Origin of the sequence: Sinorhizobium numidicum, from assembly GCF_029892045.1 — a bacterium.
Classification (GTDB): domain Bacteria; phylum Pseudomonadota; class Alphaproteobacteria; order Rhizobiales; family Rhizobiaceae; genus Sinorhizobium; species Sinorhizobium numidicum.
The window spans coordinates 2,058,406-2,074,433 of record NZ_CP120368.1; the positions used below are offsets into that span (position 1 = coordinate 2,058,406).

15 protein-coding genes and 1 riboswitch are annotated in these 16,028 nt (G+C 61.2%); of the genes, 7 read left to right on the plus strand and 8 right to left on the minus strand.

Features of this window, described 5'->3' with window-relative positions; all coding sequences use genetic code 11:
- Positions 1-14: 14 nt before the first annotated feature.
- The gene (locus tag PYH37_RS21050) at positions 15-275 is read right to left on the minus strand and encodes a hypothetical protein (RefSeq protein WP_280733338.1); all 261 of its coding nucleotides are present in this window, start codon (positions 273-275) and stop codon (positions 15-17) included.
- Positions 276-533: 258 nt separating this feature from the next.
- Here PYH37_RS21050 and hemF point away from each other — a divergent pair, with 258 nt between their 5' ends.
- Positions 534-1,445, plus strand: a complete 912-nt coding sequence (gene hemF, locus PYH37_RS21055) for an oxygen-dependent coproporphyrinogen oxidase (protein WP_280733339.1) — start codon at positions 534-536, stop codon at positions 1,443-1,445.
- Positions 1,446-1,528: 83 nt separating this feature from the next.
- Positions 1,529-1,807, plus strand: coding sequence for a BON domain-containing protein (locus PYH37_RS21060; protein WP_280733340.1), 279 nt, complete (start codon positions 1,529-1,531; stop codon positions 1,805-1,807).
- 120 nt (positions 1,808-1,927) lie between these two features.
- Here PYH37_RS21060 and PYH37_RS21065 read toward each other — a convergent pair whose 3' ends face one another.
- From PYH37_RS21065 to PYH37_RS21080, 4 genes are all read right to left on the minus strand, one after another.
- Complete coding sequence (locus PYH37_RS21065) at positions 1,928-2,545, minus strand: ABC-type transport auxiliary lipoprotein family protein (protein ID WP_425336162.1); 618 nt, start codon at positions 2,543-2,545, stop codon at positions 1,928-1,930.
- Between the two features lie 87 nt (positions 2,546-2,632).
- Positions 2,633-4,003, minus strand: coding sequence for an MlaD family protein (locus tag PYH37_RS21070; protein ID WP_280733342.1), 1,371 nt, complete (start codon positions 4,001-4,003; stop codon positions 2,633-2,635).
- Positions 4,004-4,095: 92 nt separating this feature from the next.
- Positions 4,096-4,908 (minus strand): ABC transporter ATP-binding protein, encoded by an 813-nt coding sequence (locus tag PYH37_RS21075; protein ID WP_280733343.1) that lies wholly within the window; start codon positions 4,906-4,908, stop codon positions 4,096-4,098.
- A gap of 12 nt (positions 4,909-4,920) precedes the next feature.
- Positions 4,921-6,075, minus strand: coding sequence for an ABC transporter permease (locus PYH37_RS21080; protein WP_280733344.1), 1,155 nt, complete (start codon positions 6,073-6,075; stop codon positions 4,921-4,923).
- Positions 6,076-6,311: 236 nt separating this feature from the next.
- Between PYH37_RS21080 and dgcA the strand changes: the two genes are divergently transcribed.
- Complete coding sequence (gene dgcA / locus PYH37_RS21085) at positions 6,312-7,295, plus strand: N-acetyl-D-Glu racemase DgcA (protein WP_280733345.1); 984 nt, start codon at positions 6,312-6,314, stop codon at positions 7,293-7,295.
- On the opposite strand, the gene PYH37_RS21090 is transcribed toward dgcA, so the two are convergent.
- Positions 7,247-8,470: an MFS transporter gene (locus PYH37_RS21090; protein WP_280733346.1), complete on the minus strand. Its 1,224-nt coding sequence runs from the start codon at positions 8,468-8,470 to the stop codon at positions 7,247-7,249. The two genes, dgcA and PYH37_RS21090, sit on opposite strands and share 49 nt — an antisense overlap.
- A gap of 128 nt (positions 8,471-8,598) precedes the next feature.
- Positions 8,599-9,444 (minus strand): UDP-2,3-diacylglucosamine diphosphatase, encoded by an 846-nt coding sequence (locus tag PYH37_RS21095; RefSeq protein ID WP_280733347.1) that lies wholly within the window; start codon positions 9,442-9,444, stop codon positions 8,599-8,601.
- A 178-nt stretch (positions 9,445-9,622) separates the two neighbouring features.
- Here PYH37_RS21095 and PYH37_RS21100 point away from each other — a divergent pair, with 178 nt between their 5' ends.
- The 4 genes from PYH37_RS21100 (at position 9,623) to PYH37_RS21115 (ending at position 14,957) form a co-directional block, all read left to right on the plus strand.
- A complete protein-coding gene (locus PYH37_RS21100; protein WP_280733348.1) occupies positions 9,623-11,935 on the plus strand; it encodes an NADP-dependent malic enzyme in 2,313 nt (770 codons plus the stop codon).
- Between the two features lie 174 nt (positions 11,936-12,109).
- Positions 12,110-12,847, plus strand: a complete 738-nt coding sequence (locus tag PYH37_RS21105) for a LuxR C-terminal-related transcriptional regulator (protein WP_280733349.1) — start codon at positions 12,110-12,112, stop codon at positions 12,845-12,847.
- A gap of 154 nt (positions 12,848-13,001) precedes the next feature.
- A complete protein-coding gene (locus tag PYH37_RS21110; protein ID WP_280733350.1) occupies positions 13,002-13,646 on the plus strand; it encodes an acyl-homoserine-lactone synthase in 645 nt (214 codons plus the stop codon).
- 165 nt (positions 13,647-13,811) lie between these two features.
- Complete coding sequence (locus PYH37_RS21115) at positions 13,812-14,957, plus strand: DUF2865 domain-containing protein (protein ID WP_280733351.1); 1,146 nt, start codon at positions 13,812-13,814, stop codon at positions 14,955-14,957.
- Between the two features lie 57 nt (positions 14,958-15,014).
- Here the strand turns inward: PYH37_RS21115 and bluB are convergent, their stop codons facing one another.
- A complete protein-coding gene (bluB, locus tag PYH37_RS21120) occupies positions 15,015-15,743 on the minus strand; it encodes a 5,6-dimethylbenzimidazole synthase (RefSeq protein WP_280733352.1) in 729 nt (242 codons plus the stop codon).
- Positions 15,744-15,787: 44 nt separating this feature from the next.
- Positions 15,788-15,999: riboswitch (cobalamin riboswitch) on the minus strand.
- Positions 16,000-16,028: the final 29 nt, after the last annotated feature.

Genomic DNA, 16,028 nt, shown 5'->3' on the forward strand with positions numbered 1-16,028 from the left:
AAGCCAATTCCCCGTCAGTCGGCGCTCGGCAAACGGCGCATCGTGAACTCGATCTCGTCGCCTTCGAGCTGGCGCCAGCTCTCCACTTCCGTCCAGTAAGCGGCCTTCGGCCAAGTATCGAACCACTCGCGCGCCTTGGCACGGGCTGCGCTGCGTTCGAGCCGAAACGTCTCGCGTACGAAGAGACCATCGCTTCGCGCGGGATGTTCCCGGCGGTGCCGGGCGATCTGGCGCCGCAAGCCATCAAGCGGCGGTCCTGCAGGTATCTTTGCCATGGGCTGTACCTCTAGAAGGAAAGATAGGATGAGCGCGACGGCTTTGCCAGCCCTTTATCTTCAACGGCTTGCGGCCCATCCAAAAAAGCGATCGAGCGACTTTCGCCCGTCGAAATCGACCCCAAGCGCCCGTCTCTGCGGTAGACTGTCACGCAGATCGTGCCGTCGTTGCCATTCGGGCAAAAATATGGACTGTGGCGACAAAGATCGAATCGGCGGCTTTCCGGGACGGAAACCGCGAATGGAACTGAAGCTCCCATGGAAAGACCGCAATTGCCGCAGGGCCTGCCTGCCGACATCGAAGACAAGAAGGCTGAAGCGAAGGCCTGGTTCGAAAGCCTGCGCGACACGATCTGCGCCGCCTTCGAGGCGATCGAGGACGATCTGACCGGACCGCTGTCGGATCGCCCGCCGGGCCGCTTCGTCGGCAAGGACTGGAGCCGGGACGAGGGAGCCGGCGGCGGCGGCCGCATGTCGATGATGGAAGGTAGGGTCTTCGAAAAGGTCGGCGTCCATACGTCCACGGTCCATGGCGAGTTTTCACCCGAGTTCCGTGACCAAATTCCGGGCGCGAGTGACGATCCGCGCTTCTGGGCTTCGGGCATTTCGCTGATCGCCCATCCGGTCAATCCAAACGTGCCTGCCGTTCACATGAACACGCGGATGGTCGTCACCACGAGCAACTGGTTTGGCGGAGGTGCGGATCTGACGCCCGTTCTCGACCGTCGACGCGTCATGACCGATCCGGACACGACGCTCTTCCACCGCGCGATGGAGATCACCTGCAATCATCATGCGGTCGCCGATCACGCGAAATTCAAGCAATGGTGCGACGAGTATTTCTTCCTGAAGCACAGGAACGAACCGCGCGGCACCGGCGGCATATTTTACGATTGGCTGCACTCGCCGGAAGAATTGGGCGGCTGGGAAGCCGATTTCGCCTTCACCCGAGACGTCGGCAGGGCCTTCGCCCTCGTCTACCCGAAGATCGTCAGGACGAATTTCAATGCGCCGTGGACGGAAGAGGAGCGCGACGAGCAGCTCGTGCGCCGCGGCCGCTACGTCGAGTTCAATCTCCTCTACGATCGCGGCACGATTTTCGGCCTTAAGACTGGCGGGAATGTCGAAGCGATTCTCTCGTCCCTGCCCCCTGTCGTGCGCTGGCCCTGATCGCGTCGGCGCTCGCCTTCGCGAAGAGGAACTGAACAATTTCACGCGTCCGGCGTTTTCCCGAACACGGGAAGGATCGGCGCATGATCTTCAAGAAGCGGACATTCTTCGGCAAGGACCCCGAGAGACTGCCGGCCGAGCACCCGGCCGAACTCGAACGCCGCGTCGCGCATTGGCTTGCCGTCTCACCGGGACTCGACGCCATTGACATCACGGTCACCTGCACGGGCAACACGGTCGTGCTGGGCGGCACGGTGGCGACCAAGGAAGAAATTGCCCGCGCAGAGGAAGCCGCAAGATCTGTCGAGGGCGTCGCCGACGTGATCAACGGAATCGAGATTTCGAAAGTCGGCAGGGGCTGAACGCCGCCTTAAGCCTACAGCGCCGTGCGTCTTTTCAGACGCACAAAGGTCGCTGTAGCACTTTGAATTGCTGCATGTTTTTATCCCTAAATCGGCCCCGATTTAAGGAAACATGCAGAGTCAGATGGACGCGAGCGTCCAGCCGACGATATCGGAGGCTACCTGCGCGAACGCCGCATCCAGGGCGGACACGAAGGCGGGATTTCCGGTGCCTCGCACAGGCGCAACAGCGCGGAACGCCTTCTGCGTTTGGACAGTCCCGTTCCGATCATTCAGCACCTTGGCAAAAATCTCGACGACGGCCGTGGCCGGTCCATTGGTGGATATTTCAAAAGCGCGGATTTCTGTGATGACCTGATAGTCGATGGCCAGTCCCTGGCCGGGCTTACCAACGCCTGCCACCTTACCTGTGTTTTCAAAGGTCTGGACGAGCCTGTCCTGAACTATCCTCGGCAGCCGATCGCCCCATTGCGCCCTTGCGAGATACTGCAGTTCCGATTTCGAGAGGCGAATGACGATCTGGTCGCCGTCGTGGGTCTTCAACGCCGATGGCTCCGGCACGAGAATCTGCCTGCTGGTCGCGGCTGCTCGCTCGACGATGGGTGTGGAAGCGAGACTGAACGTATCTCTGACCGCCGCGCGCGTGCCGCAGCCTGCCAGCACCATCGCCAATGACAAAACCATGGCAGACCGGGTCGTCCCCACCTTACACACAGCTACCAGACCCGGAAAACTCATACTGCAAACATCCCCAAACAATCCCGCGTGCCGTGCTGTTGCCCTGCCCGGCTCGACCTGCCCCCGATCCCCGAACAATCCCGCGAATCACCGTCGCGTGCGGCCATCATATTGCTTAACCGTCTCGCCGCCGAATAGAAGGCGCTGCGGATTTTTATCGAAATCGGAAATTGTATTCTGCAGGCTCTGCACGGTGCGGCGCGTGTCGGTGACAAGCGCCTCCACGTCCCGCAGCCCCGAATTCGAGAAGCGGTGCAGGTTATCGGTGATCGGGCCGATTTGCGCACTGAGGTTATTCGCCATCTTGCGGAACGATTCCAGCGTCGCGCGTACCTCGGCCGAAAGCGACGGCGTATTCGCATCGCCGAGGAAGCCATCGATCTTCACCAAAATCCCGTCGACCCGGTTGGAAGCAGCGTTCAGCTTGTTCGACATCTGGGTGAAATCGGTGATCGTCTGATCGATGTCTTCCTGCCGGGCCGAAATCTTTTCGGCGAAGCTGGATATCTGGGCGACAGTCTTGCGCGCCTGCGCGCTCGCCGCCGAGATATCGTTGACAACGAGGCCGACCTTCTGCGTATCGACGGATGCGACCAGTTCGTCGACACGTTTCAGTGTCTGCTGCGCATTCTTGCCGAACTGATCATAGGTCTCGACCGTCCTCCGGAAGCCCGCGATTGCTTCCGATACGCCGCCGGATGCCGCCTTGAGGTCGTTGCTCAACTGCTCGACGTTGCCGACGATATTATCGATCTTCTTCGGATCTACCGACTTGATCAGCGCGTCGGCGCTTTCAAGCGTCGTGTCGAGCTTTTTCGATGCGGCACTGACCGATCCCGACAGTTGCTCAACACTCTTCAGGAACTCATCGATCGCACCGGAATTGTTGGCAAGTGCCTTGGAAAAGCGTTCCGCATTGCCGATCGTTGCGGTCAGCGGGCCGCGAACGTCGGTGACGAAACCCTGTATGTCCGTGATGGCGTCATTCGCTCGGTCGAGGATCTGGTCTGCGGTCGCGAGCAGACTGGTGACGCTCGACTGATCGGCGAGGATGTGCGCCTGGGTCCCTTTTTCCAGTGCGGTCTTCAAGATGTTTTCGTCGCCCTTACGTCCGCCGCTAAGCTCGATATAGGCCGCGCCCGTCAGGCCCTGGATCTCCAGCGTCGCCCTGGTGGATTTCAGCACCGGTGCGTCGGCAGAGACCTCTGTAATGGCAATCGAATAACGCGGGTCGTTCGCATCGATCGCGAGATTGCGGACGGTCCCGACATTGATGCCGTTGAAACGCACGGGCGAACCGACCGACAGGCCGTTGGCCGACCCCGGAATGTTGACGATAAGCTCGACCATCTCGCCGCTTCGGCCATACTGCGCCATCCAGTAGACAAATCCGAAGGCGGCTGCGATGACGAACACCGTGAAAAAGCCGACAATGGCATAGTTTGCTTTAGTTTCCATCGGCTGCGACTACCTTTGCGGCTCTCGCCGCCCTTTCATCCTGCTTCGGCATGCGGGCTTGTCCGAAGCTTTCCTTCTTGTACAGCGCCGTGTCATCCGTGTTCACGCACGATCGATCTCGCCCGCTTGCCCCGGAAATAGGACTTCACCCAGGGCTCCTCGCAGGCCAGCATGTCCTCGATGGTTCCCGAAACCAGGACGTGCTTATTTCCCAAAACTGCAATCCGGTCGCAGACCGAAAACAGGCTGTCCAGATCGTGTGTGACCATATACACGGTCAATCCAAGCGTGTCCCGCAGCTTGGCAATCAACTCGTCGAACTCCGCCGCACCGATCGGATCGAGGCCGGAGGTCGGTTCGTCGAGAAAGACGAGATCGGGATCGAGCGCGAGCGCGCGTGCGAGTGCGGCGCGCTTGGTCATCCCACCGGAAAGTTCCGACGGATATTTCTCGGCCGCCTCAGGCGCCAGGCCCACAAGTTCGATCTTCAGGCGCGCCAGCTCGTCCATCAGGTCCTGCGGCAGATCGAGATATTCCCGCATCGGCACTTGGATATTTTCGCGCACGGTGAGCGCCGAGAAAAGAGCGCCGTGCTGGAACATCACGCCGAGGCGCATGTCGAGCGCGATGCGCTCGACCTCGCTCACCTTGTCGTATTCGGCGCCGAGGATCTCGATGCTGCCCGACCGCTTTGGCAGGAGCCTGAGCACTGTGCGCATCAGCACCGACTTGCCTGTTCCGGAAGCGCCGACGAAACCCAGAATTTCCCCGCGCAACACTTCCAGGTTGAGCTTGTCGAGAACGATATTGTCGCCGAAGCCCACCGTCAGGTCGCGAACGGAAAGCACGGTTTCGCGTGGTTCCGCCGCTTCGTCCGGTTGTTTTTTCATCACCGCCTGAACCATGTTCCGTCTGCCTTAGAAGTCGATTGCTGCGTAGAACATGGCGAACAATCCGTCGATAAGAATGACGACGAAGATCGATTTGACGACCGACGACGTCACGCGCCGCCCGAGCGATTCCGCGCTGCCACCGACCTTTAATCCTTCGACCGCGGCAACGACGCCGATGATCAGCGCCATGAAGGGCGCCTTGATCATGCCCGCCGCCACCGACGAGAAGTCGACGGCTTCCTGCAGTCGCGCCAAAAACGTCGGAATCGTGATACCCGAGTAGCTCCAGGCGACGAGGGCAGCGCCGGTGAGCGCGGCGAAGTTCGCGATGATCGTCAGGAGCGGCAGTGCGACCGTCAGCGCCACGAGTCGCGGAAAGACCAAGACTCCGACGGGGCTCAGCCCCATGACCTTGAGTGCGTCGACCTCTTCACGCATCTTCATGGAGCCGATTTCGGCCGTGATCGCGCTGCCCGATCGGCCGGCAATCATGATCGCCGTCAAAAGCACGCCGATTTCCCGCAGTTGCAGAATGCCGACGAGATCGACGACGAAAATTTCAGCGCCGAAGGAGCGCAACTGAAAGGCGCCCTGCTGCGCGATGATGGCGCCGATCAGAAACGACATCAGCGTGATGATCGGCACGGCCATCACGCCCATGCGGTCGATCTGGTGGACGATCGCGGCCGGTGATACGCCGGCATGGCGCCCCAGCTTGAGCTGCGCGCCGCGGACCGCCGAGCCCAGGATGAACATGGCCGCAAAGATATCGGTCCATATCGATACCACCAGCTCGCCGAGCGGCGCAAACAGCCGCTGGAAAAGCGGTGACATTGCGGTGTCTCGTTCGGGCTGGCGCAATTCGGTCGGCAACGCCCTGACCAATTCGATATAGCGCTGCCCGCCGCCGGTGAAACGGACCTCGCCGCCGGCCTCGCTGCCGATGCCGTTTATGAAGCGCCGAATGATCCAGGCGCCCGCCGTATCCATCGCGGTGATGCCGGAAAAATCGATCTCATTCTGCCCTCCGACGGGCTTTCTAAGCCGCTTCAATTTGGCGGCCATGGCCTCCGCGGTTTCGTGGCGCCAAACGCCACTGAACACATAGCGACGACCGGTTCCCCCGGCGCCCTCGTCGAGGACGACATCGGCAGCGATCTGGGACTGTTGGCTCGTCACGTGATCTTGGTCTTCCCGGGTTGCTCTTGCATAATCTCTTTAAACCAGATTCGACCCAAGGACAAAATTATTGCAGAAATTCAAAGTCGTACATCGGACCTTGTGCGACTGAAAAGACACAACGTGCTGTAAGGCTCGACGTCACCACGTCATAAAAGGTCGCATTGCCGATGTCATCCAACGATATCGCCAGAACGGCACCAACCCGCAGATCAGGCGCGGCGGAGAAGATTTAAATGCCAATTTCGCTTACCGTAGCCGTCGAGCACTTTCCAATCGCCGGCACTTTTACGATTTCACGCGGCTCCAAGACGACTGCGAGCGTCGTCACCTGCCGAATCAGCGACGGCGCGGCGTCTGGTCGCGGTGAATGCGTACCCTATGCACGCTACGGCGAATCGATCGAGTCGGTCCTGGCCGAGATAGAAGCCATCCGTTCACTGATTGAAGATGGGATGACCCGCCCCGCCCTGCAGCAGACGATGAAAGCGGGTGCGGCTCGCAATGCCGTCGACTGCGCTCTCTGGGATATCGAATCGAAGCAAAGCCGCAAATCCGTCGCCGCGCTTGCCGGCGTCGCCGACCCCGCACCCTTGACGACAGCCTACACCATCTCGCTTGCCGAGCCTGAGGAAATGATGGCGCAGGCAGCGAAGTTTGCCCACCGGGCACTCCTGAAGGTAAAGGTCGGCACGGCGGACGATGCGTCGCGTATCCGCGCGGTCCGGACCGGCGCGCGGGATAGCAAGATCATCCTCGATGCCAATGAAGGTTGGACGGAGGACAATCTCGCCGCCCATTTCGCCATCTGTGCCGAGAACGGCATTGCGCTCGTTGAACAGCCTCTGCCGGCGGGCCGGGATGAAGCACTTGCCGCCATTGCCCGTCCGGTGCCTGTCTGCGCAGATGAGAGCGTGCATGCCACCGAAGACTTGAAAGGCCTTCTCGGGCGGTACGATGCGGTCAACATCAAGCTCGACAAGACCGGCGGTCTGACCGAGGCGCTCCGGATGCGTCGCGCGGCCGAAGCCCTTGGGCTCAAGATCATGGTCGGCTGCATGGTCGGCAGTTCGCTTGCCATGGCGCCGGCGGTTCTGGTGGCCCAGGGCGCCGATTTCGTCGATCTCGATGGACCGCTGCTGCTTGTGGAAGACCGCAGTCCCGGCTTGCGCTACGAAGCCTCCCTTGTCTTTCCGCCCGATGCCAGCCTCTGGGGCTGAAGAAACCAGCCGGCGAAGGCAAAACAGCAGCCGCCGAACGCGACGACCGACATCGAATAGAAGCCGGCAACCCCGTACCAGGCGTAGAAATAGCCGGAAAGAAAGGTGAATATCGCCGTGAAGATGCCTGTATAGAAGAAGTAGAGCCCCTGCGCAGAGGCCTCCTGCTCCTCGGCGACCCGCTCCACCAGCTTGTGCTGCATGCCGGTATGCATGATCGCGTAGGTGAAGGCATGGAAGCACTGCAGAACGAAATAGCCGGGAAAGCCTAGGTCCATCGGAAAGATCAGCCAGCGCACGACTGCCAGCAGACAGCCGGAGAAGATCATCGCCCAAACGCTGAAGCGCCGGATGATCGCCTTGGCGAGGAAGAACATCAGCACTTCCGCCGCGACACCGGCACTCCAGAGAATGCCAATCTGGGTGCCACTGTAGCCGATATGCTGCCAATAGATCGCCGAGAAAGCAAAAAGCATGGCATGGCTGCTGTTGACGAGGGTAACGCCGATCAAAAGCAGCTGCAGATCGGTTTGGCGCAAGGATTGCGGCGGCGGTTCAGTCAGCGCCGTGATCGGCGACGGGCGGCGGGGCCGGCCGATCCGCGGCGCCGCGAAAGCCATCAGGACGGTGAGCCCGAAGCCGACGGCCATCGCCGGCAAGACCATTGCCCCGCCGAACAGACCCATCATCCAGCCGCCGAGCATGGTGGCACCGATGAAGGCGATCGATCCCCAGACCCGCATATGCGCGTAATCGAATCCCCAACGCCTGACGCCCGAAAGCGCGATCGCCTCTACGATCGGCAAATAGGGCGAATAGACTGCCGATTGCAGCGCATAGATCACCAGCACCGGCCAGAAGTTCTGCGCGAAGAAGAGAATGAGAGCCGTGGCCAGAGACAAGATCCCGGACCAGATCAGGACGATGGTGCGCTCACCCAGCCTGTCCGCCAGCAGGCCCGCCAGGGGCGCGGTGATCACGCGAACGAACATGGGAAGGGCAAGCACCACGCCGATCTCGAAATCGGTCATTGAAAGCGTGCTGAGCCAGACCGGAAAATAGGGCATCGCGAAACCGTTGACGATCAACGGTGCGCAGAAGAGCAGCGCGATGCGGAGCGCAAAATGACGCGGCGGAGGCCCCACGACAATGGGGAGCGCAGATGAGGGAATCATGGGAAGACCTGATGGCTATCCGCAACCTCTAGCACAGCCGAGCGGCCGCTCGCCATAAGCTAGTTTTCGCCACATGCAGGCAGCGCCGACGAATGGAGAGGCTTTCCGTGGCCTCTCCCTCCCGATTGTCAGGCCGCCTGCTGTGCGAGAACCTGCGCCAGCATTTTCTCGGCTTCGCCCGAACTTTCCGTGACAGTCGCGTCGCCGCGCATTCTATGCCAGGTGATAAGCTCCATCGTCCCGTCGTGATGCTCGCCGATCGCCGTGCAGCTTTCGACCCAGTCGCCGGTGTTGATGTAGCGGATTTCGTCGATATCCTCGATCACGGCATGATGAATGTGGCCGCAGATCACGCCCTGCGCGTCGTGGCGGCGAGCCTCCTCGGCTACGACCTTCTGGAACTCGCCGATGAAATTCACAGCATGCTTGACCTGAAGCTTCGCCCACGACGAGAACGACCAGTAGGGCATGCCTAGCCGCCGGCGTATCGCCGCAAGACCTATGTTGATTGCGATGGCCGTGTCGTAGGCCCAGTCGCCGAGATAGGCGAGAACTCGCGCATTGCGTACGACGACGTCGAATTCGTCGCCATGCAGCACGAGATAGTTCCGCCCGTCCGCCGCCCGATGCATGTAATGTTGCGCCACCTCGATGCCGCCGAAATGGACGCCCGGAAAATCCCGCATGAATTCGTCGTGATTGCCGGGGATGTAGATAATGCGCGAACCCTTGCGCGCCTTGCGCAAGAGCTTCTGGACGACGTCGTTGCAGGGTTGCGGCCAATACCAACTGCGCTTCAGCCGCCAGCCGTCGACGATGTCGCCGACAAGGACGATCGTCTCGGCCTCATGATGCCGCAGGAAATCGAGCAGGTAATCCGTCTTGGCCGCCTTCGAGCCCAGATGGACATCGGAAATGAAGAGTGTTCGCAGTTTGCGAACCGGGTGGTGTCGGGATGCCGATGCCGCAGCCATGCCAGCCTCGCCTTGATTGAGCCGTTTAATGACCGTCAAAACCAGACTCGTGTTTCAGGAAGATGACACGAGATCCGGAAGCAACCACTCGACCCGCGCAAAAGAACCACGGTGAAACTGTACGCCGCGGGCTTTTCGTGCCAAAAGGCCTCGATCTTGAACTCAAGGAATGCAAGGCATGAACACGGGCGACAAAGTGAAATCCGAACCGGCTCCCGCAAGCGGTGACATCGATCAGCAGGCACTTTTCTTCCATCGCTATCCTCGCCCCGGCAAGCTCGAGATCCAACCGACCAAGCCGCTCGGCAACCAGCGCGACCTGGCGCTCGCCTATTCGCCCGGCGTTGCCGCGCCCTGCCTCGCAATCAAGGACAATCCGGAGACGGCTGCGGATTTCACTGCACGCGCCAACCTCGTCGCCGTCATCTCTAACGGCACTGCGGTCCTCGGCCTCGGCAATATCGGGCCGCTCGCATCCAAGCCGGTGATGGAAGGCAAGGCGGTGCTCTTCAAGAAATTTGCCGGCATCGACGTCTTCGACATCGAGATCGATGCACCGAGCGTCGAACGCATGGTGGAGGTCATCTCGGCACTGGAGCCGACTTTCGGCGGCATCAATCTCGAGGACATCAAGGCGCCGGAATGCTTCGAGGTGGAGCGGCGTCTGCGCGAGCGGATGGAGATACCCGTCTTCCACGACGACCAGCACGGAACCGCAATCATCGTCGCCGCTGCTGTTCTCAATGGGCTCGAACTCGCCGGCAAGGATATCGCCAAGGCGAAGATCGTCGCCTCCGGTGCCGGGGCGGCAGCGCTTGCCTGCCTCAACCTGCTCGTCACGCTCGGCGCCAAGCGCGAGAACATCTGGGTCCACGATATTGAAGGCCTCGTCTACAAGGGACGCGAAGTTCTGATGGACGAGTGGAAGGCCGTCTATGCGCAAGACAGCGATAATCGGGTACTCGCCGACAGCATCGGCGGTGCGGACGTCTTCCTTGGGCTCTCGGCCGCTGGCGTCCTCAAGCCGGAACTGCTCGCCCAGATGGCCGAAAAGCCCCTGATCATGGCGCTCGCCAATCCGACCCCTGAAATCATGCCGGAAGTCGCGCGCGCCGCGCGGCCGGACGCAATGATCTGCACCGGACGGTCGGACTTCCCGAACCAGGTCAACAACGTCCTCTGCTTCCCGCATATTTTCCGCGGCGCGCTCGACTGCGGCGCGCGCACCATCAATGAAGAAATGAAGATGGCCGCCGTGCGGGCAATCGCCGGGCTTGCGCGCGAGGAGCCGTCGGACGTCGCCGCCCGCGCCTATTCCGGCGAGACGCCGATCTTCGGACCGGACTACCTCATCCCCTCGCCGTTCGATCAGCGGCTAATCCTGCGCATCGCCCCGGCCGTCGCCAAAGCCGCTGCCGAAAGTGGTGTCGCCGCGCGCCCGATCCAGGATTTCGACGCCTATCTCGACAAGCTCAACCGCTTCGTCTTCCGGTCCGGCTTCATCATGAAACCGGTCTTCGCCGCAGCCAAGAACGCCGCCAAGAGCCGTGTGATCTTCGCCGAGGGCGAGGATGAACGGGTGCTGCGCGCGGCCCAGGTGCTGCTGGAGGAAGGCACCGCCAAGCCCATTCTGATCGGCCGCCCGCAGATTATCGAGACCCGCCTTCGCCGGTACGGCCTTAGGATCCGGCCCGATGTCGATTTCGAAGTCGTCAATCCGGAAGGCGATCCGCGCTACCGCGACTATGTCGACGACTACTTCGCTCTCGTGGGCCGCCTCGGCGTCATCCCAGAAGCGGCCCGCACGATCGTGCGCACGAATACGACAGTGATCGGCGCGCTGGCAGTCAAACGCGGCGAAGCGGACGCGCTGATCTGCGGCGTCGAAGGCCGCTACAGCAGACACCTGCGCGATGTCTCGCAGATCATCGGCAAGCGATCCGGCGTGCTTGATTTTTCCGCGCTCAGCCTGTTGATCTCGCAGCGCGGCGCAACCTTCTTCACCGACACCTATGTGAGTTACAATCCGACTGCTGAACAGATTGCCCAGACGACCGTGATGGCGGCGGGGGAAATTCGCCGCTTCGGCATCACGCCGCGCGCGGCGCTCGTCTCGCATTCGAACTTCGGCTCGCGCGATTCCGAAAGCGCGTTCAAGATGCGCGCCGCTCTCCAGCTCGTCCGCGAGCTTGCGCCGGACCTCGAAGTCGACGGCGAGATGCACGGCGACGCGGCGGTGTCGGAAATTCTGCGGCAGCGCGTGATGCCGGATAGCACCTTGAACGGCGAAGCCAACCTCTTGGTCTTCCCCAATCTCGACGCGGCCAATATCACGCTCGGAGTGGTCAAGACGATGACGGACAGTCTGCATGTCGGCCCGATCCTTCTCGGCTCGGCGCTGCCGGCCCACATCCTTTCGCCGTCCGTTACCTCTCGCGGCGTCGTCAACATGGCGGCGCTAGCAGTCGTCGAGGCAAGTTACCCCATTTGAGGCAGGATGCTCTCCCAAAAACCGTCGAACGGCCGGTTCGACGGTTTTTTCTTGCTCAAAATTCAACCTGAGATTGATAACAAGGCATGGATGCAGCGTTTACGAAATATAGCACTAGACAAAGCTTGCCCCCGAAACCATGCTTATTATAGGGGCAAGATTCGGTGTTGCGGCATGACTAATCAACAGGCTGTCCTCGATCTGCTGGACATCGTGGAATACGGAGGCTGCGCCGAACCGGAGCGGTTCTTCGCCTTGATGCGCCGCACCTTCAACATCGCGCATCTGCTCTATCTCGAGGCCGAGCCTCTTGCCGATGGCCTGAAAGTTTGCCGGCTACACCATACCTTCGGCGCCTATGCCGCCGAGATCTACCTGTCGCGAGCTCTCTATCGGATCGATCCGATCCTGCGGCTCGCTCTTGGCGGCGTACGGCCAGTGGAATGGGCGACGGCGCGGCGGCGCTTTCCGGAATGCGAGCCGCTGTTCGAGGCGGCTGAGGAAATCGGCCTTTCGACCGAAGGGGTGGCGCTGCCGCTGCCGTCGCCTGCCGGCCGTATGGCGCTCTTGGCGATCAATGCCAACATGTCGCCGGCGGAGTGGTCGGCCTATCGCCGTTGCCACCTGCGCGACTTCCAATTGGCTGCCAATCTGTTTCACGCCTCCATGCTGGAACATGCGGCAATGGCCGGGGCGATCGATGAGCGGGATATGCGACTAACGGGCCGCGAGACCGAGGTTCTGACGTGGTCGGCTGCCGGCAAGAGTTATTGGGAAATCGCGACAATCCTCGGCATCTCCGAGCGCACCGTTCGCTTCTTCATGACCAATGCGCGGCGCAAACTGAATGTCGTTTCAAATACCCAAGCGGTCGCGCAAGCCGTCCGGCATGCTTTGATCCCCACGATCTGACGGGTGGCTTCCTGCCGGTGGCACGGTATTTTGGGCAAAGGCCCCCCAAATCTAGTGGGAAAAAATGCGAGATTAAACTGTCACTACCGACAGTTACATATGTCACAAGAGCCTGACAGCATCTGTCCATCGCGCAATAACGATGGAGCGACAGATGATCAGGATAGTGAACGGAAACGCTCGCGGGCAATACCCGCAAGCGATCGACGAAATGTTCCGACTGCGCAAGCGCGTGTTTCACGACTTCCTGAAATGGGACGTGAAAACCGACGGCGAGTGGGAAATCGACCATTACGACAAGGCCAATCCGCTTTACGTGATGTCCTATTCTCCGGAAACCGGAAAGCTGCGTGGTTCGCTACGGCTCCTGCCGACGCTCGGGCCGAACATGCTGGACGACACCTTTCCGATCCTGCTCGGCGACAATCCGGAAATCCGCAGTGCCGCGGTCTGGGAATCGAGCCGATTCTGCATCGATCCGGACATTTCGCAGGACCGATCGTCGAACCAGGTGACGGTCGCCGCCGCCGAACTCATGTGCGGTGTCGGCGAACTGGGCCTTGCCTCTGGCATCAGCCACATCGTCACGGTCACCGACGTTTTCCTCGAACGGATGTTCCGGCGGATGGGATGCCCGGGAGAGCGGATCGCCGAGCCGCATCGGATCGGTTCCGTCTACGCCGTCGCCGTCGCGTGGGAGGTGACCAGAAGCCTGCTCGAGACGATGAAGGCAATCGCCGCGATCGAGGGCACCGTGCTCGAACGCCCCATGTCGCTTGAAACCGCACGGGCAGCCTGACAAAACGCTCTGGGCCGTTCCGGCGGCCCGGGCCTACGATTGCATGTTAACGCAAACGACGTCTTGCCGTTGCGCCACCGCGTCAACGCCTTATGATGGCGAGGAGCAGGAATTCACGGCGGCAAGCACCCCTTGGGTGGCCCGCCGGATTGCAGGATGAGACGAGTGTCCGTATCCCGGAGGATGGCGCCCCGGAGTATCAAGCACGTGGCAGCGGCCGTCGCGCCGCTGGCGTTCGCCCTCGCCGGTGAGGTCTGGGCCTCGGATGTTTGCGAACGCCTCACCGCCAGACTCGCCGATCTTCCGGCGGCAGTCACCACCACTGCCAATCTGCGCGATTTCACCGGCGCAATCTCCCGCCAGAACATTGAGCTTCGCCGCGCGAAGAATGATCGCCGTCGGATGGAATGCAGCAATGGCAGCGTCATCGTCATCGGCGGCGATAATGACGGCGCTTGTGCCGCGCTCGATGACACCATCGCTCGGATGGAGGACAATCTCCGGGAGCTCAAAGCGCAGCGCCAGGGGCTGCTTTCGGGCGGCAATGACGATATGCGCCGGCGCATTCTCGCGGCGATGGAAGTCAATGACTGCACGGGGGGACCTAGCGAGAATTGGGACGCGAGTCAGGACCAGTTTGCCGGCGCAGCCGAGGAAGGGACCGAAGTCCGCCGCAACATTCTTCGGGATCTCCCTCCGGACAGCGAAGACTATCCGCTGCTCTTCGACGGCTCCGGAATGCGCGATGTTCCGTCGATCGATGAAGGCGGTCTCGGCAGCTTCAGAACGATGTGCGTGCGCACCTGCGACGGCGCTTTTTTTCCGATTTCGTCGAACGCTACTCCGGCCGACTTCTCCCGCGACGCCGAGCTTTGCCGGGCACGGTGTCCCGGTGCCGAGACCGAGCTCTATTATCACGTGCTCGCCACCGAGGAGAGCGACCAGATGGTGTCCGCCTCGACCGGGAAGCCTTATACCGAACTCTCGACGGCTTTCGCCTATCGCGCGCGTGGCGTCGGTGCCCCCGGCACCTGCGGTTGCCAAGTTCCGAAGATCGCGGCCAAGACCAGCAGCGGAAATACCGCAGCCGCAAGCAAGCTTTCGGCCGTCTCCCCCTCGGTCATCACCATTGATGGCAAAATAGAGCCCACCACCGGACGGGCGAGCTCAAGGCCGGTGGAAGAGCGTCGCTACGATCCGGCAAAAAGCAACGTCCGCCAGGTTGGTCCGATCTTCCTTCCCAAGGAGGAAAGCGCGATCGATCTCAAGCATCCGACGGGACCAGGTTATCAACCGCTGCAGGAGAATTGACCTCGACACTCGTTAAATCTCCTGCAGACGAAAATGCCCTTACGGGTTGACCACTGGCTATTTGCTCGCCTTACAAACGTCTTTGGGCATAGACCCTCCGCCCTGGCGGACACCCCATCCTTCCTCGAAAACCAAGTCCTCCAGCGGCAGGCGTTCGCGCCAGCCCTTCACCGCAAGTTCAGGCTGTTGATAGAGCCGATCCACAAAGCCGAGGCAGAGCCACGCAACGATCTCGATATGCGCCGGTATGCCCAGGATCGTTTTGATCTCGGCCTCATGGAAAATGCTGACCCAGCCGACGCCTACGCCTTCGGCACGTGCTGCCAGCCAAAGGTTCTGGACAGCACAGACGGTCGAATAGACATCCATCTGCGGGTTATGCGTGCGCCCCAGCACCACCGCGCCGCCGCGCGTGCGGTCGCAAGTGACGCAAATGCTGAGCGGTGCCTTGCGAATGCCTTCGAGCTTCAGCGAACGATATTTCGCCTGCGTCTCGCCTGAAAACATCTCCGCCGCCTCTTCATTGGCGCGCCGGAATGCCTCCCAGACCTTTTCCCGCGTTTCGTTGCCGCGGACGAGGACGAAATTCCAGGGCTGCATGAAGCCGACCGACGGTGCATGATGGGCGGCGGCAAGCAGCCGGGCAACCAGCGCATCGGGCAACGGCTCGGGAAGAAATTCGTCGCGCACGTCGCGGCGCGTTTCGATGGCACGGTAGACGGCGGCGCGCTCGTCCGGCGGGAAAGCATCGGCCGCGGCAAGACGGCCCTTCGGGTCAGGCAGCATCGTTCGATCCCCAACAATGCACAACCTCCCGCCGTCCGCGCGGGGCCGGTCTATCTCGCCAGGCCGGTCTTCTGACTTTGGATCGCCCGATCGCGCCGCCTTCCCAAATCGCTTCAAGATTCAGTGGCAAGGTTGTGAAAAAGCTCAGAACCTACTCTGGCGCGACCGTCCCCATCACAGCGTTGGGCACGTACCGGATTTGCACCGGCTTCCCGATTCTCCCGCCTTCGCGGGCACCTGACGGGCGCATATGGTCACACTCGTCGTCGGATGGCAAGACGAGCG